This window comes from Streptomyces catenulae, from assembly GCF_000718015.1.
Lineage (GTDB): Bacteria > Actinomycetota > Actinomycetes > Streptomycetales > Streptomycetaceae > Streptomyces > Streptomyces catenulae.
Genome location: NZ_JODY01000007.1, coordinates 19,219 through 37,906 on the forward strand (window position 1 = coordinate 19,219; position 18,688 = coordinate 37,906).

Consider the following 18,688-nt stretch of genomic DNA (forward strand, 5'->3'; position numbering starts at 1 on the left):
TGCCCCTTTAGCCTACCCAGCTCCTGTATGGTGGGAGCACGACGGGGGCTCCTCAGCCTTCGATTCCCAAGGCCCTGGTACCCCAACCGGTTAGAGGGACGGTGCTCAAACCACCGACAGTGTGGGTTCGAATCCCACCCAGGGCACTTCGCCTCATTTTCGAAGGCCGGACCTCGCTCGGCCGATCGGTGATCTTCACCCGTCATGGTGATCGCACCCTCTCGCCCTCTTCTCCGGGCCCCGGCGCTCCCCGCTCCGTATGACCTCCGCGTACGGGCCCCGTCGCGCGTGACGGCACGCAGAGGGCCGAAGCGCTGACAGGAACGGCAGTCAGAACCTCGGCCCGGCATCAACGCCCGCGCACGGGCGGCTCTTTCCTCCGGTGGAACTGCGGACTCCCCCTATTTCCCGCCGTCGTCCTCGCCGATGCGGTGGACGCGGACGAGGTTGGTGGAGCCGGGGACCCCGGGCGGTGAACCGGCGGTGATGATCACCAGGTCACCCCGCTCACAGCGGCCGATCTTCAGCAGCTGCTCGTCGACCTGCGCGACCATCTCGTCGGTGGAGTCGACCGTCGGACCGAGGAAGGTCTCCACGCCCCAGGTGAGGTTGAGCTGCGAGCGGGTCGCCGGGTCGGGGGTGAAGGCGAGCAGCGGGATGGGCGAGCGGTAGCGGGAGAGACGGCGGACGGTGTCGCCGGACTGTGTGAAGGCGACGAGGAACTTCGCGCCGAGGAAGTCACCCATCTCGGCGGCGGCGCGGGCGACGGCGCCGCCCTGGGTGCGGGGCTTGCTGCGGTCGGTCAGCGGCGGCAGGCCCTTGGCGAGGATGTCCTCCTCGGCCGCCTCCACGATGCGGCTCATGGTGCGGACCGTCTCGGTCGGGTACTTCCCCACGCTCGTCTCGCCGGAGAGCATCACCGCGTCCGTGCCGTCGATGACGGCGTTGGCGACGTCGGACGCCTCGGCGCGGGTGGGCCGGGAGTTGTCGATCATCGAGTCGAGCATCTGGGTGGCGACGATGACCGGCTTGGCGTTGCGCCGGGCCAGCTTGACGGCGCGCTTCTGGACCACCGGCACCGCCTCCAGCGGCATCTCGACGCCGAGGTCGCCGCGCGCCACCATGATGCCGTCGAAGGCGGCGACGATGTCGTCGATGCTCTCGACCGCCTGCGGCTTCTCGACCTTGGCGATGACGGGGAGGAAGCGGCCCTCCTCGCGCATGATGCGGTGGACGTCCTCGATGTCGCGACCGCTGCGGACGAAGGAGAGGGCGATGAGGTCGGCGCCGGTGCGCAGCGCCCAGCGGAGATCCTCCTCGTCCTTGTCGGAGAGGGCGGGGACGGAGACGGCGACACCGGGGAGGTTGAGGCCCTTGTGGTCGGAGACCATGCCGCCCTCGACGACCCGGGTGTGGACGCGGGGTCCGTCGACGCCGGTGACCTCCAGGGTGACCTTGCCGTCGTCGACGAGGATGCGTTCGCCGGTGGTGACGTCGGCGGCGAGCCCGTCGTAGGTGGTGGAGCAGAGGTGGCGGTCGCCCTCCACGGAGGGGTCGACGGTGATGGTGAACGCGTCGCCGCGTTCGAGAAGTACGGGCCCTTCGCGGAAGCGGCCCAGGCGGATCTTCGGGCCTTGAAGGTCGGCGAGGACGCCGACGCTGCGGTGGGTCGCCTCGGATGCCTCGCGGACCCGTGTGTAGCGCGCCTCGTGATCGGCGTAGGTGCCGTGGCTGAGGTTGAGGCGTGCGATGTCCATGCCGGCGTCGACGAGGGCTTTGATCTGCTCGTACGTGTCGGTGGCCGGTCCCAGTGTGCAAACGATTTTCGCTCGGCGCATGGGGCGACCCTATGCCGTACCCACTGGTAGAGAAGGGTGGTGCGATGGCTGCTCAACGACCGCTGGTTTAAAGGTTGTTGACGAGTACGGAAATGGGCGGCCCGCCGCTCCGATGAGCGGCGGGCCGGGTGTTCGGGCTCTGCAGGACGGGCCGTCAGCCCTGCTGGGCGGGGGCCGCGTGGGGCGCGGTGGCCGCCGCGGGGGCGGTGGGGTGCGGGAGGCCGAAGGTGGTGAAGGCGGTGCGGTCGGGGAGCGGGTACGGGGTGGTGCCGGTCAGGGAGTTGAGGATGGTGGCGCTGCGCCAGGCGGCGAGACCGAGGTCGGGGGTGCCGACGCCGTGGCTGTGGCGTTCGGCGTTCTGGACGTGGACGGAGCCGGTGACCGCGGGGTCGAGGACGAGCCGGTGCTCGGCGTCGACGCGGGGGCGACCGGCGTCGTCACGGCACAGGTACGGGTCGAGGGCGGCGAGGAGGGTGTCGAGACGGCGTTCGCGGTAGCCGGTGGCGAGGACGACGGCGTCGGTGGTCAGCCGGGTGCGGGTGTGCTGCTCGGCGTGGGCGAGATGGAGCGTGACGCCGCCGCCGGGGGCGCGGTCGGCGGCCTCCACCCGGACGCCGGGGGTGAGGACCGCGTCCGGCCAACCGCCGTGCAGGGTACGGCGGTACAGCTCGTCGTGGACGGCGGCGAGGGTGTCGTGGTCGATGCCCTTGTAGAGCTGCCACTGGCCGGGGACGAGGGCGTCGCGGACCGGTTCGGCCAGGGCGTGGAAGTAGCGGGTGTAGTCCGGGGTGAAGTGTTCGAGGCCGAGCTTGCTGTACTCCATGGGCGCGAAGGCGGGGGTACGGGCGAGCCAGTGGAGGCGTTCGCGGCCCTCGGGGCGGGCGCGCAGCAGATCGAGGAAGATCTCCGCGCCGGACTGGCCCGCGCCGACGACGGTGACATGGTCGGCGGCGAGCAGCCGCTCCCGGTGGTCGAGGTAGTCGGACGAGTGCAGGACGGGCGCGGCGGGCGTCTCGGCGAGGGGACGCAGGGCCTCGGGGACGTGCGGGGCGGTGCCGATGCCGAGGACGAGGTTACGGGCGTAGCTGCGGCCGAGCGCCTCGGCTTCGCCGTCGGCGTCGAGGTGGGTGGAGTCGATCTCGAAGACGGCGTGGGAGCTGTTCCAGCGGACGGCGTCGATCTGGTGGCCGAAGTGGAGGGCGGGGAGGTTCTCGCTGACCCAGCGGCAGTACGCGTCGTACTCGGCGCGGTGGATGTGGAACCGCTCGGCGAAGTAGAAGGGGTAGAGGCGGTCGCGGCTGCGGAGGTAGCTGAGGAAGCTCCAGGGGTTGGTGGGGTCGGCGAGGGTGACGAGGTCGGCGAGGAACGGGACCTGGAGGGTGGCGCCGTCGATGAGGAGACCGGGGTGCCAGTGGAAGGCCGGGCGCTGGTCGTAGAAGGCGGTGCGCAGACCGGTCAGCGGCTGGGCGAGCGCGGCGAGGGAGAGGTTGAAGGGGCCGATGCCGATGCCCGCCAGGTCGAGGGGGTCGGTGGGGGCGGCGGTGCCGGTGGGGTGCTCGGTGCTCATCAGGGGATGTGGCCTTCCACGAGTTTCAGGAGGTGGGCGAGGTCACCGGCGTCGGCGTGCGGGTTGAGGAGGGTGGCCTTGAGCCAGAGTCCGGTGGGGGTGGCGGCGCGGCCCAGGACGGCGTGGCCGTCGGCGAGGAGGGTGCGGCGGATCGCGGCGACGGTGGCGTCGTCCACGCCGGTGGGGCGGAAGAGGACGGTGGTGAGGGTGGGGCGGGAGTGGAGTTCGAGGTGGGGGTGGTCCTCGACGAGGTCGGCGAGGGTGGCGGCGGCGGCCAGGGTGCGGTCGACGAGATCACCGATGCCGCGGCGGCCGAGGGCCTTGAGGGTGACGGCCGCCTTGAGGATGTCGGGGCGGCGGGTGGTGCGCAGCGAGCGGCCGAGGAGGTCGGGCAGTCCGGCTTCGGTGTCGTCGTCGGCGTTGAGGTAGTCGGCGCGGTGGTCGAGCGGGGCGAGGTCGGCGGTGCCGGGGACGGCGAGCAGTCCGGCGGCGACCGGCTGCCAGCCGAGTTTGTGCAGGTCGAGGGTGACGGTGTGGGCGCGGTCCAGGCCCGCGAGGAGGGCGCGGTGGGCGTCGCTGAAGAGGAGCGCGCCGCCGTACGCCGCGTCGACGTGGAAGCGCGCGCCGTGCCGGGCGGCGAGGTCGGCGAGGGCCGGGAGCGGGTCGAGGGCGCCGGAGTCGGTGGTCCCGGCGGTGGCGGTGAGCAGGACGGGGCCGTGGAGGCGGGTGAGGGCGGCGTCGACGGCGGCGGGGTCGAGCACCCCGCCGGGTGTGGGCACGGTGACCGGCGCGGGGAGTCCGAGGAGCCAGGCGGCGCGGTGGATGCTGTGGTGGGCGTTGGCGCCGCAGACGATCCGCAGCGCGGGCGCCTCCGGCGCGGGGGCGGGCGGCGGTTCGTCGACGGGGCCGCGCGGGGCGCCGATGAGCGGCGCGAGGGTGGCGACCGGTGCGGCGCCCGCGCCACCGGCGACCCGTCCGGCGCGGGCCCGGGCGGCCGCCGCCGGGCGCGCTCCCCCGGCGTACCGCTCCCCCGTGGTGTGCCGGGCGGTGCGGGCGGCCTCGCGGGCGAGGAGGACGGCGAGCTGGTTGGACTCGGTGCCGCCGGTGGTGAGCAGGGCGTCCGGGCCGTCGGCGGGGGCGTAGGTGTCGTCCGGGGTCCGGGCGCGCCGGGGGGCGTGCGGGAAGACGAGGGCGGCGAGTTCGCGGGTGGCGAGGGCTTCGAGGGCGGAGGCGGCGGGGGCCTGGTCCCAGGAGTCCATGGAGGGGTTGAGGGCGGAGGCGGCGAGGTCGGCCGCGGCGGCGACGGCCAGCGGGGGGCAGTGCAGATGGGCGGCGCAGTGCGGGTCGGCCGGGTCGGCGGCACCGGCGGCCAGGGTGCGGACGAGGGTGGCGAGCGCCGCGTGCGCACCGTCGCCGTCGTCGGGGAGGAGGGGGGCGCAGGTGGCGCGGACGGTGCGGGCGACGGCGTCCGGGCCACCGGCGGGGAGGGGGCCCGCGCGGTCCTCGGCGCCGGTGGTGAGGGCGTCGAGGACGGTGGAGAGGAGGGGGCGGAGCGCGCGGGGGCCTTCGATACCGCCCGCGAGGGCGGCGTCGGCGGCGGGCACAGGCATGAACGTGCCCTTCCATGTGGAGAGTTGGGGAGGGGGCGGCTGTTCCGTTGCCATGACGGGCAGCCATGAGGCGGCCCTAAGTTACTTTCCCCGTACGGTGCGTAGCCACCGGGGGCGAACGTTCCACCCATTCGTGGGAGGCGGCAGCCGCAGGTGTGTTCGGGCGGGCGGGGCGGGAGCCGCCCGGCGGTCCCCGGAAAGGCCGGGGCGGGCCGCCGGGTGCCCGGCGGCCCGCCCCTGACGTACCGATCATGCGTCGGACGTCATCTGTCAGGCGTCACCCGCCTTGCCGCCGGTGGCGGCCGTTCCCTTGCCGGAGCGGATGCGCAACGCGCGGGCGAGGTCGTCGAGTTGATCGGTGAGGCCGCGGCGGAGGGCGGGGGTCGGGGCGTCCGTGGCGAGGCAGGCGTGGCCCAGGCGGAGGGTCTCCTCGTCGACGAAGGCGGCGGGGAAGGCGTACCGGGCGGCGGCCTCGGCCAGCGCGGGGCCGCGGTGGGTGGCGAGGGGGACCACGTCGGTGAAGAAGCGGGCGACGTAGGGGCGGAGGAGGTCGTGCTGCTCGGGGGCCCAGAAGCCGGTGGCGGCGGCGGTGAAGAGGTAGTTGGAGGGGGCGGCCTCGGGGTCGGTGGTGAACAGCGACCGCCAGGCGGCCTCCTTGGCGGCCGGGTCGGGCAGGGCGGCGCGGCAGCGGGCGGCGCCCTGGGCGCCGGTGGCGCTGGGGTCGCGGGAGAGTTCGTCGTCGATGCGCGCGGGGGTGAGGGCGCCGAGGGCGGCGAGGCGGGCGAGGATGCGCCAGCGCAGCTCGGGGTCGAGGGCGGGGCCGCCGGGGACGCTGCCGTCGTCGAGCCAGTCCTGGATGCCCTCGGGTGAGGTGGCGCTGTCGATGAAGGCGCGGACCGCGGTCAGCCGCAGGCTCGCGGCGGTGGGGTCGGTGGCGCCCTCGGTGTGGCGGAGGATGTCGCGGCTGAGGGCGGTGAGCGTGCCCAGGGCGGTGTGGCGCTCCGCGGCGGGGAGGAAGTGGTCGGCGACGGGCGTCCGGGCGAACCGCAGCACCCCGGCGACGACGGCCGGATCCGCCTCGGCGGGCAGATGGCGCCGGACGAGGTCGAGGTAGGCGGCGGGCGGGAGGTCGCCGTCGCGGACCATGTCGCGGGCGGCGTTCCACAGCACGGCCCGGGTGAGCGCGCCGCCGTCGGCGGCGGGGATGCCGGAGAGGGAGCGGGCGACGGTCTCCCAGGAGTCCGGATCCAGACGGACCTTGGTGTAGCTGAGGTCGCCGTCGTTGAGGACGACGAGGGCGGGGACCGGTCCGGGCAGGGGGTGGCGGGTGGTGCCCGCCTCCTGGGGGATGTCGGTCTCGAAGCGGCGGCGGAGGGTGAGGCGGGCCGGGTCGGTGGCGTCCTCGTCGTAGAGACCGACGGCGATGCGGTGCGGGCGGCTGCCGTGGTGGCCGACGGCGAGCTGCCAGGTGTCGCCCTGCGGTTCGACGGTGGCGGTGAGGGTGTCGGGGCCGCTGGTGCGCAGCCAGCGGGCGGCCCAGCCGGGGACGTCACGGTCGGTGTGGCGGGCGAGGGAGTCGAGGAAGTCGGCGAGGGTGGCGTTGCCGAAGCGGTGGCGGGTGAGGTGGTCGTTGATGCCCGCGAGGAAGTCCTTCTCGCCGATCCAGGCGACGAGTTGGCGCAGTGCGGAGGCGCCCTTGGCGTAGGAGATGCCGTCGAAGTTGAGGAGGGCGGAGGCGGTGTCCGGGACGTCCTCGGGGGTGGGGGCCACCGGGTGGCTGGAGGGGCGCTGGTCGGCCTCGTAGCCCCAGCTCTTGCGGACGGTGCCGAAGTCGACCCAGGTGTCGGTGAAGCGGGTGGCCTCGGAGAGGACCTGGTAGCCCATGTACTCGGCGAAGGACTCGTTGAGCCAGATGTCGTCCCACCAGCGGAGGGTGACGAGGTCGCCGAACCACATGTGGGCCATCTCGTGGGCGATGACCATGCCGCGGGTCTGGCGCTCGGTGTCGGTGACGGCGGAGCGGTAGACGAATTCGTCGCGGAAGGTGACCAGGCCCGGATTCTCCATCGCACCGGCGTTGAACTCGGGGACGAACGCCTGGTCGTAGGAGTCGAAGGGGTACGGCTCGTCGAAGAGGTCGCGGTAGCGGTCGTAACAGCGGCGGGTGAGGTCGAGGATCTCCTCGGCGTCGGCGTCGAGGTACGGCGCGAGGGAGCGGCGGCAGTGGATGCCGAAGGGCAACCCGGCGTGCTCGGTGCGGACGGAGTGCCAGGGACCGGCGGCGACGGCGACGAGGTAGGTGGAGATCGGCGGCGTCGAGGCGGCGCGCCAGACGCCGCCGCCCTCGTGGGTGGTGACACCGTTGGCGAGGACGGACCACTCCTCGGGGGCGGTGACGGTGAGGGCGAAGACCGACTTGAGGTCCGGCTGGTCGAAGGTGGCGAAGACGCGCTGGACGTCCTCCATGAACAGCTGGGTGTAGACGTACGCCTCGCCGTCGGCGGGGTCGGTGAAGCGGTGCATGCCCTCGCCGGTGCGGGAGTAGGCCATGCGCGCCTCGACCTGGAGCTCGTGGTCGCCGGGGGCGAGGTCGGTGAGCGGGAAGCGGTTGTCGTCGAGGAGGGCGGGGTCGAGCGGGGTGCCGTCGAGGGTGACGGCGAGCAGCGCGGCGGGCTTGACCTCGAAGAAGGTGGTGACGGGGGCTCCGTCGGCGACGCCGTCGCGGACGGTGAAGCGGATGTCGGCGTGGGAGCCGAAGTGCTTCTCGCCCTGGGTGAGGTCGAGGTGGATGGTGTGGTGGCGGACGTCGAGGAGTCCGGCTCGGGTCTGCGCCTCGTCGCGCTGGAGTGCGGGCATGGGGTCATGCTGCCGTACCGGCCGGTTTCCCCGCACGGGGTTTCGCCGGGAGGGTTCCGGGTGCCGTGCGGGGCGCGGCTCCCGGGGGCTCGCGGGGTGTCCCGGGGAAGCTTCAGCGGTGCGGATTCTCAGTACTAAAGTAATCCCGGTGAGCAGGGCGGATCGGGGCCCGGGAGGGGCGGAGATGGCGCGCAGGTCGGCGGAGCGGTCGGACGCGGTGGCGGGGATCGTGGAGGACTGGCGGCGGGAGCGGCCGGAGCTGGACACCTCGCCGCTGGAGGTGCTGGCACGGCTGCACCGGACCTTTCTGCGCTACAGCGCGCGGCTGACGGCGTCGGTGGAGTCGCACGGGCTGTCGGTGGCCGGGTTCGACGTGCTGACCGCGCTGCGGCGGGCGGGCCGTCCCTACCGGCGGACGGCCGGGCAGTTGGCGGACTCCGGGCTGATCTCGTCGGCGGGGGTGACGCTCCGCATCGACCGGCTGGAGAAGGACGGGCTGATCGTCCGGGAGCGGGACGCCGAGGACCGGCGGGTGGTGCGGTCGCGGCTGACGGAGGAGGGGCTGGCGCGGATCGACACGCTCTTCGCCGAGCATCTGGAGAACGAGCGGCGGATGCTGGCCGGGCTCTCCCCCGCCGAGTGCCGTCAGCTGGCGCGGTTGCTGTCGAAGCTGGAGCGGTCGATCACGGAGGCGGACGGGCCCGGGGGCGCGGAGCGGGGCCCGTCCGCCTGAACCGCCGGGCGGGCCACGGCCGTCAGGGGCGGCTGCCGCGGAGGCGGGCCGCCCCTGGGGGTGCCGGGGAGCGTGGTCAGCCGGGGCGGTGGGCGGGCGGGACCTTGCCGCAGAACTCCGCCTCGATGACGTCGGTGTAGCGGGAGCTGTCCCGGAGCCAGTCGCCGTTGACGTTGAACGTCAGTCGGTGGCGTCCGTCCCGGGTGGCGAGCATCCCGGAGAGGGAGCCGTTGGTGCTGCCGGACTTGCCGACGACCTGCACCCCGCAGGAGAGCCGCGCGAACTCGACGCCGAGACCGTAGCCGATGCCGCCTCCCGCCGGGACCTCGTCGAGCATCTCCGTCAGCTGCGCCCGGGGCAGCAGCCGGCCCGTCAGCAGGGCGTGCTGGAAGCGGTTGAGGTCACCGGCGGTGGAGATGAGGTCGCCGGACGCGCCGAGCCAGGTCATGTTCTGTTCGGTGGCGTCGTGGCTCTCCGCGTCGGGGCCCTCCTGGTCGAGGCGGGAGTAGCCGACGGGGTGCGGGTCCGGCATCCGGGGCGAGGTGCCGGGGAACGACGTCCCGGTCAGCTTCAGGGGCCGCAGGACGCGGCGGGTGACCTCCTCGGCGTACGGGCGGCCGGTCGCCTTCTCGATGACCATCCCGGCGATCACATAGGCGGTGTTCGAGTAGTACGGGTGCTTCGCCGGGTCGGGCCGGGGCGGGTACTTCAGCGCCGTCGCCACCAACTCCTCGGGGGTGTGGGTGTCGTAGCGGTGCTCGGGGAAGCCGGGGCCGGTGGTGTCGTGGGCGAAGGCGGGGTCCTCGGTGTGGTTGGCGAGGCCGCTGGTGTGGTTGAGGAGGCTGCGGAGGGTGATGGTGGCGCCGTCGTAGCCGTTGCCCCGCACCAGCCCGGGCAGCCAGGTCTCGACGGAGTCGTCCAGGCTCAGCTTCCCCTCCGCCTCCAGTTGCAGCAGGACGGTGGCGATGAACGTCTTGGTGATGCTGGCGCCACGGAAGTGCTCACTGCCGGGGGCGCGTTCCCGGCCGGTCGCGGTGTCGGCGTACCCCGCCGCGGCCGACCAGTCCTGTGTGCCGTCGCGGACGGTGGCGGCCGCCCCGGGGAGCCCGCTCCGCTCGACGAGGGCGCGCAGGGCGGCGCGGGTCGCGCCGTGGTCGCCGGACGCGGCCGGGGCGGCGCTCGCCGCCGGGGCGAACGCCACCGCCCCGGCGGCGAGTGCCCAGGCCAGGGCGGCGGAGACGGTGCGGGCGGTCGGTCTCTTCATGGGTGGGCCTCCCCGGTCGCCGAGGGGCGGAGCTGCCCCTCGGTGATCAGGACGCCGAACGGAGGCCGCACGGTTGAGGGTTGGGGTCGGCGCGCCCGGTCCTCGGGCGCGTCAGGCGTGCCCGGCGGCGGTCAGCGCGGCCGCCTGCTTCTCGGCCTCGGCGCGGTAGAGGCGGCGGAGCCGGACGACGCCGAGGTCGTGCTGGTAGAGGTTCTCGGCGGTGTCGGCGTCGTACGGCATCGCCTCCAGCATCACGCGGTCCTGTTCGAGGACGTGCCAGTGGCGTTCCTCGATGAGGGTGCGGTAGAGGAAGCGCCAGCTGTCGCGCCGCCAGTCGGTGACGTGGCGGTAGCGCCAGAAGAAGACGCCGGTGCGCCGTTCGTCGACGGGGCAGACCATGCCGACGATGCCGAAGGGGCCGCCGGGACCGGCGGACGGCGGGTAGGGGATGGAGAGGTCGACCCAGTCGACGCCGGTGCGGCACAGTTCGACCCAGTCGAAGTTGACGCCGCGCTGGTCGGTCTTCTCGAAGAAGTAGCCGCGGTCGGTCTCCCGGATGCGGAACTTCGCGGTGGTGTCGCCCTCCCCCATCGTGTGCGACTCGTGGTGCAGGAACTGGCCGTGCATCGGGTCGAGGAGGTTCTCCACCGCGTAGCGCCAGGGGGTCTCCCACTCGGCGTAGCAGAGGAACGCGTCGGTGCCGGGGTCGGTGAGCGGCTCGGGCAGGGTCAGTTCGCAGGGTTCGGGGTGGAGCGCGTCGCCGAAGTAGGCGAGGACGGCGCCGCCCACCTCGCGGACCGGGGGGCTGGTGACGAGCTGTTTGCCTTCGAGGGCGCAGCCGGGCAGCCCGGGGACGGAGGTGACGGTGCCGGTGCCGTCGACCTCGACGCCGTGGTACCAGCAGGCGACGCGGTCGCCGAGGTGGCGGCCGAGGGAGAGCCGGGCGCCGCGGTGCGGGCAGCGGTCGGCGAGCATGTGGAGGCGGCCGTCGGCGCGGCGGAAGAGGAGCCAGTCCTCGCCGAGGGCCCGGACCCGGCGCATCCCGCCGGGGGCGACGAAGTGGGACGGGACGACGGGGTGCCACTGGTTGCGCAGCCCGGTGGCGTAGAACCGGTCGGCGAGGGTGCCGGTGGTCGGGGTGGTCGCTGCGGTCACGGGTCACGCTCCCAGTCGGTGCATCTCGGCGCGGAAGGACCGCTCGGTCCAGGGTTCGCCGTCGGGGGTGTGGACCTGGCGGTCGTTCAGCCCGGCGACGACGTCGGTCAGTTCGTGGCCGACCTCGGTGAAGATCTCTTCGAGGGTGCGGGCGAGCTTGATCTCGTAGGGGGTCGGTTCGTGGGTACGGGACTGGTGGATGTCCAGGTACGGGCCGGGGTTCACGGTGCCTCCGGGGGTTCGGGGTGTCACAGGTCGAGGACGAGGCGGTCGCCCGCGCAGCGCGAGACGCAGATCATCAGGGAGGTCCCGGCGGCCCGTTCGGCGTCGCTGAGCAGGAAGTCGCGGTGGTCGGGGGTGCCGTCCAGGACGCGGGTCTCGCAGGTGCCGCAGATGCCGTCGCGGCAGGAGCTGGGGACGTCGATGCCCGCGCCCTCGACGGCGTCGAGGATGGAGGTGCCGTCCGCGACCCGGACGGTGCGGCCGCTGCGGCGGCACTCGACGTCGAAGCCGTGGCCGTCGGCGGGTGCCGGGGCGCCGTCGGGCGGGGCGGGGGCGGCGAACCGTTCGGTGTGCAGCCGGTCGGTGAGGCCGAGGGCGGCGCAGCGTTCCTCGACGGCGGCGAGGAGCGGTTCGGGGCCGCAGCAGTAGACGAGGGTGCCGTCCGGCAGTCCGGTCAGGGCGGCGTCGAGGTCGAGGTGGCCGTGGACGTCCTGGGGGCGCAGGTCGCAGTGGCCGGTGACGCCGTCGGCGAGGGCGGTGAGCGCGTCGGTGAAGGCGAGGCTGGTGCGGCGGCGCCCGCCGTAGAGCAGCTGCCAGGGGGTGCCGGTGCGGTGGGCGTGGCGGACCATCGGGAGCAGCGGGGTGATGCCGATGCCACCGGCGACGAAGAGGTAGCGGGCGGCCGGTTCGAGGGCGAAGTGGTTGCGGGGGCCCTGGACGCGGACGGCTGAGCCGGGGCGCAGCACGGTGTGGACGTGGGCGGAGCCGCCGCGGGAGTCGGGGGTGTGCAGGACGGCGACGCGGTAGCGGGTGGTGTCGTCCGGGTCGCCGCAGAGCGAGTACTGGCGGATCCGGCCGCCGGTGTGCAGATCGAGGTGGGCGCCGGGCTCCCAGGGCGGCAGCGGCTTGCCGTCGGGGTGGACGAGGTCCAGCGAGAGGACGTCGTCGGCCTCCCGGGTCATCCGGTGGACGAGCAGGTCGAAGGGGGTGTCGGACACGGTCGTCCTCCTTACCGGGCGGGCAGTGCGACGGGCGGGGTGAACGGGGTCTTCATCGGGCCGAGTGCGGTGAGATCGACCTCGACGAGGGTGGGGCCGTCGCTCGCGGTGGCGGCGGTCAGGACGGGCGCGGCGTCGTCCTCGGCGGCTATCCGGGCGTAGGGCAGGCCGGTGGCGTGGGCGAGGGCGGCGAAGTCGGGGGTGGCGAGGTCGACGCCGGAGCGGCGGTCGAAGTAGCGGTCCTGCATGTTGCGGAGCACGCCGTAGCCGCCGTCGTTGAAGACGACGAGGGTCAGGCGGGGGCGTTCCTGGGCGAGGGTGAGGAGTTCGCCGAGGTGGACGGCGAGGCCGCCGTCGCCCGCCATGACGAGGGTGGGGGTGTCGGGGGTGGCGAGGGCGGCGCCGATGCCCATGCCGAGGCCCTGGCCGATGCCGCCGCCGCGCGGGAAGACGTTGGTGTGCGGGTGGTGGATCGTAAGGAGGCGGTTGCCCCAGCTGCTGGCGGGGACGGTGACGTCGCGGGCGAGGACGGCTTCGGGCGGCAGGGCGGCGCGGATCGCGTCGCAGAGCGCGGCCTGCGGGCCGATGCGGTCGCGGAGTTCGGCGCGGACGGCCTCGCGGGCCTCGCGGATGCGGGCGGCCCAGGCGGGGTCGGGGCCTGCGGCGGGCCGGGCGGTGAGGCGGTCGTGGAGGGCGGTGAGGGCGGTGGCGGCGTCGCCGTGCAGCGGGTGGGTGGCCGGGTAGGAGCGGCCGAGGGCGGCCGGGTCGTGGTCGATCTGGAGATGGACGGCGGGGAGTTCCAGGCTCCAATCGGCGGTCTCGTTGGAGCGGAAGTGGCTGCCGACGGTGAGCAGCAGATCGGCTTCGGCGAGGAGGGCGCGGCCGGTGGGGGTGGTGGCGAAGTTGCCGACGCAGCGGTCGTCGGTCTCGGGGACGGCGCCGCGGCCGGAGTTGGAGGTGAGCAGTCCGGCGCCGGTCTTGTCGAGGAGGGCGGTGAGTTCCGGTCCGGCGGTGGTGGCGCCGCCGCCCGCCCAGACGAGGGGGCGGCGGGCGGCGGCCAGGGCGCCTGCGGCGGCGTCGAGCGCGTCGGCGGCGGGCCGGACGGGCTCCGGTGCCGGGCGGGCGGCGGGCAGGTCGGCCGGGTCCTGGGGCGCGTACTGGAGGTCGATGGGCCACTCGACGCTGGCGGGGCCGCCGGTCGGGCCGCAGAGGTGGTCGGCGGCGTCGCGCAGGACCCGACCGGCGCCCGCGGCGTCGGGGACGGTCGCGGCATGGGCGCTGACGGCGCGGAGCATGCCGAGTTGGTCGCGGGTCTCGTGGATGTAGCCGCGTCCGGCGCCGAGGTGGTGGCTGTCGATCTGGCCGGTGACGTGGAGCACGCGGCTGCCGGTGGCCAGCGATTCGATCAGGGAACCCGCGGCGTTGCCCGCGCCGGTGCCCGTGCTGGTGAGGGCGCAGCCGACGCCGCCGCGGGCGCGGCCGTGGCCGTCGGCGGCGTTGACGGCGGTGGCCTCGTGGCGGACGGGCACGAAGCGCAGATCGCGGTCGACGGCCTCGACGAGCGGCAGGTTGTGCACGCTGACGACGCCGAAGACGGTGTCGACGCCGAGGTCGCGCAGGAGGGCGACGAGCAGATCGCCGCCGTGGGGCTGGGACATGGTGCGGTCTCCCGGAGGGGTGCGGGTCAGGCGGCGGAGCGGGCGACGCCGCCGCAGACGTCGAGGGCGGTGCCGGTGATGTACGAGGCGCGGGGCGCGAGGAGGGTGAGGACGGCGTAGGCGACCTCGTCGGCGCGGCCGAGGCGGCCGAGGGCGACGCCGCGGTCGGCGGCCAGTTCGGCCTGCCAGGTGTCGTAGCTCTGCGGGGTGCCGGAGGCGGCGTGGCGGCGGGTCCACTGGCCGGTGTCGATGAGACCGAGGCAGACGGAGTTGACGCGGATGCCGTCGGGGGCCAGTTCGCGGGCGAGGGAGGCGGAGAGGTTGAGGATTCCGGCGCGGGCGGCGCTGGTGGTGATCAGCCGGGGTGAGGGTTCCTTGGCGAGGACGGCGTTGACGTTGACGACGGCCGCGGCGTCGGAGGCGCAAAGGTGCGGGAGGGCGGGGCGCAGGGTGTGCAGCACGCCCGCGAACTTCAGCTCCAGCTCGTCGCGCCAGTCCTCGGCGGTGGTCTCGGCGAAGCGCTTCATCCGGGACTGTCCGGCGTTGTTGACGAGGCCGTCGAGGCCGCCGAAGTGGTCGGCGGCGCGGTGGACGAAGGCGGCGGTGGCGTCGGCGTCGCGGATGTCGGCGGCGCCGGTGAGCAGCCGGTCCGGTCCGGCGCCGAGGGCGTCGGCGAGGGCGGTCAGCGGTTCCGGGGTGCGGGCGCAGGTGGCGACGCGGGCGCCCTCGTCGAGCAGGGCGCGGACCGTGGCCAGGCCGACGCCGGAGGTGCCGCCGGTGACGAGTACGGTGCGGTCGGCGAGGCCGAGGTCCATGGGGGTCCTTTCGGGGTCACGGATACCGCAACCCCCTTGTTACGCAAGGGAGTTGGACGGGTTCGTCAGTGCATGGTGAAGCCGCCGTTGACGGCGATGACCTGGCCGGTGAGGTAGCGGGACTCCTCGCCGAGGAGGAAGGCCACCAGGCCGATGAGGTCGTCGGGGCGTTGCGGGCGGGAGACGGCGCGGCCCAGCCGGTAGAGCTCATGGCGTTCGGCGGGGACGTTCTCGGTCGCCTCGCAGGCGGTGAGGCCGGGGGCGACGGCGTTCACGGTGACGCCCCGGTCGCCCAGTTCGCGGGCCATCGCCCGGGTGAGGGCGATGACGGCGCCCTTGGAGGCGATGTAGTGGGCGAGGCGCGGGGAGCCGTAGAGGGCGGCGTCGGAGGCGAGGTTGACGATGCGTCCGGTGCCGTGCGCCAGGAGCTGCGGGAGCAGCGCGCGGGCGACGAGCCAGGGGCCGCGGGCGTTGACCGTCATCAGCCGGTCCCACTCCTCGACGGTGAGCTCCCAGAACTCCTTGCCGCCGACGCCGTTGGCCAGCCCGGCGTTGTTGACCAGGCCGTACAGCGGGCCGAGGGCGGCGGTGGCGGCGGCGAGGGCGGCGACCGAGGCGGGGTCGGCGACGTCGCAGCGGACGAAGTGGGCGTCGAGACCGTCGGCGCGGAGGGCGGCGGCGGTGGCGGTGCCGCGCTCGGCGTCGAGTTCGGCGACGACGACGCGGTGGCCGTCCTCGGCCGCCCGGCGGGCCATGGCCTCCCCCAGGCCACGGCCGGCGCCGGTGACGACGACGGTGCCGGTTGCGGGGGCGGCCATCAGTCGCGGGTGACGCCGTGCATCGGCGAGTGCGCGGGGTAGGTGGGGACCTGCGGCTTCCGCGTGCCGATGACGACGCAGAACAGTGCGTCGGTGGCGCCCTCGTTCTTGAGGCTGCGGGCCACCCCGGCGGGCACGACGATCATGTCGCGGTAGCCGAGGGTGCGGTACTCGGCCTCGCCGTCGCCGCGGTGGATGCCGACGCGGACCTCGCCCTCCAGGACGAAGAACGCCTCCTCGACGTCGTGGTGGGTGTGCTCGGGGCCCTCGGCGCCGGGCGGCAGCAGCATGTTGGAGAAGGTGAAGCCGCCGGACGGCAGGATGCGGTTGTCGCCGTCGTGGTCGCCGGTGGCGCCGGAGCCGACGTAGCGGATCTGGGCGCGGCGGTACTGGTCACCGGCCTTGGTCTGGAAGGCGAGGGTGTCCCAGTCGGGCTCGCGGGAGTCCTTGGTGGCGATCAGGGAGTCGGTGTACGCGGCGAGGTCGCCGCCGTTGTCGTAGGCGTCGGTGGTGAGGGGCATGGTGCAACTGCCTTCCGTGGTGCGGGTGGGGTGATCAGTCGCCGAGACCGGCGGTGATACGGAGGTGGGAGAGGAGCCAGGCGTCGAACGCCTCGGGCCGCTCCTGGTTGGCGAGGTGACCGGCGTCCTTGACGATCACGTACGCGGACCGGGGCAGCGCACCGGCCAGGAGCTGGCTCGCCCCGGGGCCGGTGACGCGGTCGAGGTCGCCGCTCAGGACGAGGGCGGGCGCGGTGATGCCGGGCAGTTCGCCGCGCAGGTCGGTGGCGGCCATCGCCTCGGCGGCGTATCCGTAGCCCGGCAGCCGGACGGCGCGGGCCATGGTGTCGGTGACCCGGCGGACGAGGGCCTCGGGCGCCGCGTCGGAGACCAGGCGGGGGCCGCGGCGGGCGGCGAAGGCGCGCGGGCCGAGGTCGGCGAGTTCGGCGGCGCGGGCGCGCATCCCGGCGGCCTTCGCCGGGTCGGTGCCGGAGCCCGCGCTGGACGAGGCGACGATCAGCGAGGCGACGAGGGCGGGGTGGCGGGCGGCGAGGCGGAGGGCGATGACGCCGCCCCAGGAGACGCCGAGGACGTGGACCGGGCCGCCGTGCTCCCGGATCAGGGCGGCGGCGGTGTCGGCGTAGCCGTCCAGGTCGAGCGGGGCTTCGGGGTCGGTGGAGGCGCCGTAGCCGGGGGCGTCCCAGGCGAGCAGGTGGAGCCGGTCGCCGAGGGTCGCGAACTGCGGGGCGAAGGCGGCGGAGGAGGAGCCGATGCCGTGCAGGCAGAGCACCGTCGGCCCGGTGCCGCCGCTCTCCGTCACCTGGAGTCCGGCGAGGTCGTGGGCGGTCACAGGATCATTCCGGGGCGTCCGGCGAGGGCGGCGAGGGAGCGCAGTACCGCGTAGGGCACGACCTGGCTGGTGGCCGGGGTGTCCGCGTCGGGCAGATGGCGGACCTCGAAGCGGTAGCTGCCGTGACCGCCGGACGCCTCGACGACATGGCGGGTGTGGCGGGCCGCGGGGTCGGCGACGACGCTGACCCGTACCGCGTCCGGGTCGCCGACGGCGAGGGCGACGGAGGCGGCGACGTTGGTGGAGCGGGGGAACTTCGCGGGGATCTCGCGGGCGGAGCCGCGCAGCACCTCGACGGGCCCGGTGGCGGTCCGCATCCGGTGCAGCAACTCCTCGTCCATCCAGGGCTGTTCGAGGGTGGCGGGGAGCTTGGTGGTGGTGAGGGTGACCTCGGTGAGCGGGCCGAGGGCGCGGGCCGCCTGGAGGAGGTCGAGGCCGCCGACGGCGCCGCCGGTGAAGTAGACGCGGCCGGGTCCGGCGGCGCGCAGCCGGGCGGTGAGGGCGTCGTCGGTGAGCGCGCCGGTGGAGGCGATCAGCAGGTCGGCCCCGGCGGTGAGGATCTCCTCGCCGTGGGCGCGGACCACGCCCTGGCCCGCGGCCTCGACGATCAGATCGCAGGAGGTCAGCGCGGATTCCAGGGGGAGTTGCGGGGCGGGGGCGGCGTCGCCGAGCGGACGGTTGTCGACGACGCAGGTCAGCTCGGCGCCGGGGACCTCACCGGCGGCCAGCGCGGTGCCGACGACGCGTCCGATGGCGCCCCAGCCGATGAGGCCGACCCGGCGCGGGGCGCGGGTGGCGGGCGGCGTGGCGGGGGCGGCGGATACGGCGGTCATGCGGTTCCTTCCGGGGCGGCGAGCGGGCCGGGGTCGGGGGTACCGGCCATGTGGCGGCGGATGGCGGGGGACGGCGGCCCGGCGGTGCCCCACAGGTCGGAGAGTTCGGGGGTGCGGCGCCAGACCCGGGCGATCCAGGCGTCCTCGACGATCTGCGCGACCTCGGAGGTGTACTCGCAGACCAGTCCGGACGGGTCGGTGAAGTAGGCGAAGGTGTTGTCGCCCGGCCCGTGCCGCCCGGGTCCCCACTGCGGGGTGATGCCGTGGTGGCGCAGCCGTCCGAGGCCGCGCATGAAGTGGTCGACCGAGGTCATCTCGTACGCGACGTGGTTGAGGGAGGCCCAGTCGGCCTGGTTGAAGGCGAGGCAGTGGTGGTCGGCGTTGCAGCGCAGGAAGGCCATCTGGTGCTCGGACCAGTCGGAGACCCGCAGGCCGAGGACGTCGGTGTAGAAGGCGACGGCGGCGTCGATGTCGGTGGTGTTGAGGACGGTGTGGGTGACGCCGACGGGGACGGCGGCGTCCCGTCCGCGCGGGGCGACGGCCTCGACGTGGGCGCTCAGCTCCAGCAGCCGCCCCTCGGGGTCGGTGAAGCGCAGACCGTAGCCGCCGCCGAACTGGTCGAGCGGGCCGGGTCCGTGGACGGGGACGATGCCGCGGGCGGCGAGGCGGCGGGCGGCGGTGTCGACCTCGGCGGGGCCGGCGAGGGCGAAGCTGATCTTTCCGAGGGCGGGCCGGTCGGCGTGGGTGAGGGAGAGGACGTGGTGCTCGGGGCCGGTGCCGCGCAGCCAGGCGGCGCCGGTCTCGGCCCCGACGGTCTCCAGGCCCCACACCTCGCGGTAGAAGTCGGTGGCCTCGGTGACGGCGGGGGTGCGGAGTTCGACGGCGCGCAGGGCGCGGAGCCGGGCTACGGGCTCGTGGGGCATCGGTTCGGCATCCTTCGGACGGGGGCGGGGGGACGGACGGCGCGCGGC

General features: G+C 74.5%; 16 protein-coding genes and 1 tRNA gene. 2 read left to right on the forward strand and 15 right to left on the reverse strand.

Annotation, left to right across the window (positions count from 1 at the left end; genetic code table 11):
• The first annotated feature begins 71 nt into the window (after nt 1–71).
• Nucleotides 72–146, forward strand: a tRNA-Leu gene (locus IF23_RS0108735).
• Between the two features lie 255 nt (nt 147–401).
• Here the strand turns inward: IF23_RS0108735 and pyk are convergent.
• The 4 genes from pyk to pepN all read right to left on the reverse strand — a co-directional run bounded on the left by pyk (nt 402) and on the right by pepN (nt 7,871).
• A complete protein-coding gene (pyk, locus tag IF23_RS0108740; protein ID WP_030281596.1) occupies nt 402–1,838 on the reverse strand; it encodes a pyruvate kinase in 1,437 nt (478 codons plus the stop codon).
• A gap of 154 nt (nt 1,839–1,992) precedes the next feature.
• Nucleotides 1,993–3,405, reverse strand: a complete 1,413-nt coding sequence (locus IF23_RS0108745; RefSeq protein ID WP_051739435.1) for a lysine N(6)-hydroxylase/L-ornithine N(5)-oxygenase family protein — start codon at nt 3,403–3,405, stop codon at nt 1,993–1,995.
• Nucleotides 3,405–5,015: a pyridoxal phosphate-dependent decarboxylase family protein gene (locus IF23_RS0108750; RefSeq protein WP_030281598.1), complete on the reverse strand. Its 1,611-nt coding sequence runs from the start codon at nt 5,013–5,015 to the stop codon at nt 3,405–3,407. The genes IF23_RS0108745 and IF23_RS0108750 overlap by 1 nt, the downstream gene beginning before the upstream one ends.
• A gap of 270 nt (nt 5,016–5,285) precedes the next feature.
• A complete protein-coding gene (pepN, locus tag IF23_RS0108755; protein WP_030281600.1) occupies nt 5,286–7,871 on the reverse strand; it encodes an aminopeptidase N in 2,586 nt (861 codons plus the stop codon).
• A gap of 184 nt (nt 7,872–8,055) precedes the next feature.
• Between pepN and IF23_RS0108760 the strand changes: the two genes are divergently transcribed.
• Nucleotides 8,056–8,604 (forward strand): MarR family winged helix-turn-helix transcriptional regulator, encoded by a 549-nt coding sequence (locus IF23_RS0108760; RefSeq protein WP_030281602.1) that lies wholly within the window; start codon nt 8,056–8,058, stop codon nt 8,602–8,604.
• Nucleotides 8,605–8,680: 76 nt separating this feature from the next.
• Here the strand turns inward: IF23_RS0108760 and IF23_RS0108765 are convergent, their stop codons facing one another.
• From IF23_RS0108765 to IF23_RS0108815, 11 genes are all read right to left on the reverse strand, one after another.
• The gene (locus tag IF23_RS0108765; protein WP_030281604.1) at nt 8,681–9,868 is read right to left on the reverse strand and encodes a serine hydrolase domain-containing protein; all 1,188 of its coding nucleotides are present in this window, start codon (nt 9,866–9,868) and stop codon (nt 8,681–8,683) included.
• 111 nt (nt 9,869–9,979) lie between these two features.
• A complete protein-coding gene (locus IF23_RS0108770; protein WP_030281606.1) occupies nt 9,980–11,023 on the reverse strand; it encodes an aromatic ring-hydroxylating oxygenase subunit alpha in 1,044 nt (347 codons plus the stop codon).
• 3 nt (nt 11,024–11,026) lie between these two features.
• Nucleotides 11,027–11,248, reverse strand: coding sequence for a recombinase-like helix-turn-helix domain-containing protein (locus IF23_RS0108775; protein ID WP_030281608.1), 222 nt, complete (start codon nt 11,246–11,248; stop codon nt 11,027–11,029).
• Between the two features lie 23 nt (nt 11,249–11,271).
• Nucleotides 11,272–12,207 carry a PDR/VanB family oxidoreductase gene (locus IF23_RS0108780; protein WP_051739449.1) on the reverse strand — a complete coding sequence of 312 codons (936 nt, stop codon included), beginning with the start codon at nt 12,205–12,207 and terminating at the stop codon, nt 11,272–11,274.
• Between the two features lie 47 nt (nt 12,208–12,254).
• Nucleotides 12,255–13,901: a thiamine pyrophosphate-binding protein gene (locus IF23_RS0108785; RefSeq protein ID WP_030281611.1), complete on the reverse strand. Its 1,647-nt coding sequence runs from the start codon at nt 13,899–13,901 to the stop codon at nt 12,255–12,257.
• A gap of 26 nt (nt 13,902–13,927) precedes the next feature.
• Entirely contained in the window at nt 13,928–14,716 is a 789-nt protein-coding gene (locus tag IF23_RS0108790) for an SDR family oxidoreductase (protein ID WP_030281612.1), read from the reverse strand.
• 65 nt (nt 14,717–14,781) lie between these two features.
• Complete coding sequence (locus tag IF23_RS0108795) at nt 14,782–15,534, reverse strand: SDR family oxidoreductase (RefSeq protein ID WP_030281614.1); 753 nt, start codon at nt 15,532–15,534, stop codon at nt 14,782–14,784.
• The gene (locus tag IF23_RS0108800) at nt 15,534–16,055 is read right to left on the reverse strand and encodes a cupin domain-containing protein (protein WP_030281616.1); all 522 of its coding nucleotides are present in this window, start codon (nt 16,053–16,055) and stop codon (nt 15,534–15,536) included. Before IF23_RS0108800 ends, IF23_RS0108795 begins: the two co-directional genes overlap by 1 nt.
• Nucleotides 16,056–16,089: 34 nt before the next feature.
• Nucleotides 16,090–16,884, reverse strand: coding sequence for an alpha/beta fold hydrolase (locus IF23_RS0108805; protein ID WP_030281617.1), 795 nt, complete (start codon nt 16,882–16,884; stop codon nt 16,090–16,092).
• A complete protein-coding gene (locus IF23_RS0108810; protein WP_030281619.1) occupies nt 16,881–17,717 on the reverse strand; it encodes an aspartate dehydrogenase domain-containing protein in 837 nt (278 codons plus the stop codon). The genes IF23_RS0108805 and IF23_RS0108810 overlap by 4 nt, the downstream gene beginning before the upstream one ends.
• Nucleotides 17,714–18,640, reverse strand: a complete 927-nt coding sequence (locus tag IF23_RS0108815; RefSeq protein ID WP_030281621.1) for a VOC family protein — start codon at nt 18,638–18,640, stop codon at nt 17,714–17,716. The genes IF23_RS0108810 and IF23_RS0108815 overlap by 4 nt, the downstream gene beginning before the upstream one ends.
• Nucleotides 18,641–18,688: the final 48 nt, after the last annotated feature.

Excerpts from the sequence above, each read along its gene's own strand:
- pyk (WP_030281596.1), bottom strand. The coding sequence starts at position 1,838 with ATGCGCCGAGCGAAAATCGTTTGCACACTGGGACCGGCCACCGACACG.
- IF23_RS0108745 (WP_051739435.1), bottom strand. The coding sequence starts at position 3,405 with ATGAGCACCGAGCACCCCACCGGCACCGCCGCCCCCACCGACCCCCTC.
- IF23_RS0108750 (WP_030281598.1), bottom strand. The coding sequence starts at position 5,015 with ATGCCTGTGCCCGCCGCCGACGCCGCCCTCGCGGGCGGTATCGAAGGC.
- pepN (WP_030281600.1), bottom strand. The coding sequence starts at position 7,871 with ATGCCCGCACTCCAGCGCGACGAGGCGCAGACCCGAGCCGGACTCCTC.
- IF23_RS0108760 (WP_030281602.1), top strand. The coding sequence starts at position 8,056 with ATGGCGCGCAGGTCGGCGGAGCGGTCGGACGCGGTGGCGGGGATCGTG.
- IF23_RS0108765 (WP_030281604.1), bottom strand. The coding sequence starts at position 9,868 with ATGAAGAGACCGACCGCCCGCACCGTCTCCGCCGCCCTGGCCTGGGCA.
- IF23_RS0108780 (WP_051739449.1), bottom strand. The coding sequence starts at position 12,207 with ATGACCCGGGAGGCCGACGACGTCCTCTCGCTGGACCTCGTCCACCCC.
- IF23_RS0108785 (WP_030281611.1), bottom strand. The coding sequence starts at position 13,901 with ATGTCCCAGCCCCACGGCGGCGATCTGCTCGTCGCCCTCCTGCGCGAC.
- IF23_RS0108790 (WP_030281612.1), bottom strand. The coding sequence starts at position 14,716 with ATGGACCTCGGCCTCGCCGACCGCACCGTACTCGTCACCGGCGGCACC.
- IF23_RS0108795 (WP_030281614.1), bottom strand. The coding sequence starts at position 15,534 with ATGGCCGCCCCCGCAACCGGCACCGTCGTCGTCACCGGCGCCGGCCGT.
- IF23_RS0108800 (WP_030281616.1), bottom strand. The coding sequence starts at position 16,055 with ATGCCCCTCACCACCGACGCCTACGACAACGGCGGCGACCTCGCCGCG.
- IF23_RS0108810 (WP_030281619.1), bottom strand. The coding sequence starts at position 17,717 with ATGACCGCCGTATCCGCCGCCCCCGCCACGCCGCCCGCCACCCGCGCC.
- IF23_RS0108815 (WP_030281621.1), bottom strand. The coding sequence starts at position 18,640 with ATGCCCCACGAGCCCGTAGCCCGGCTCCGCGCCCTGCGCGCCGTCGAA.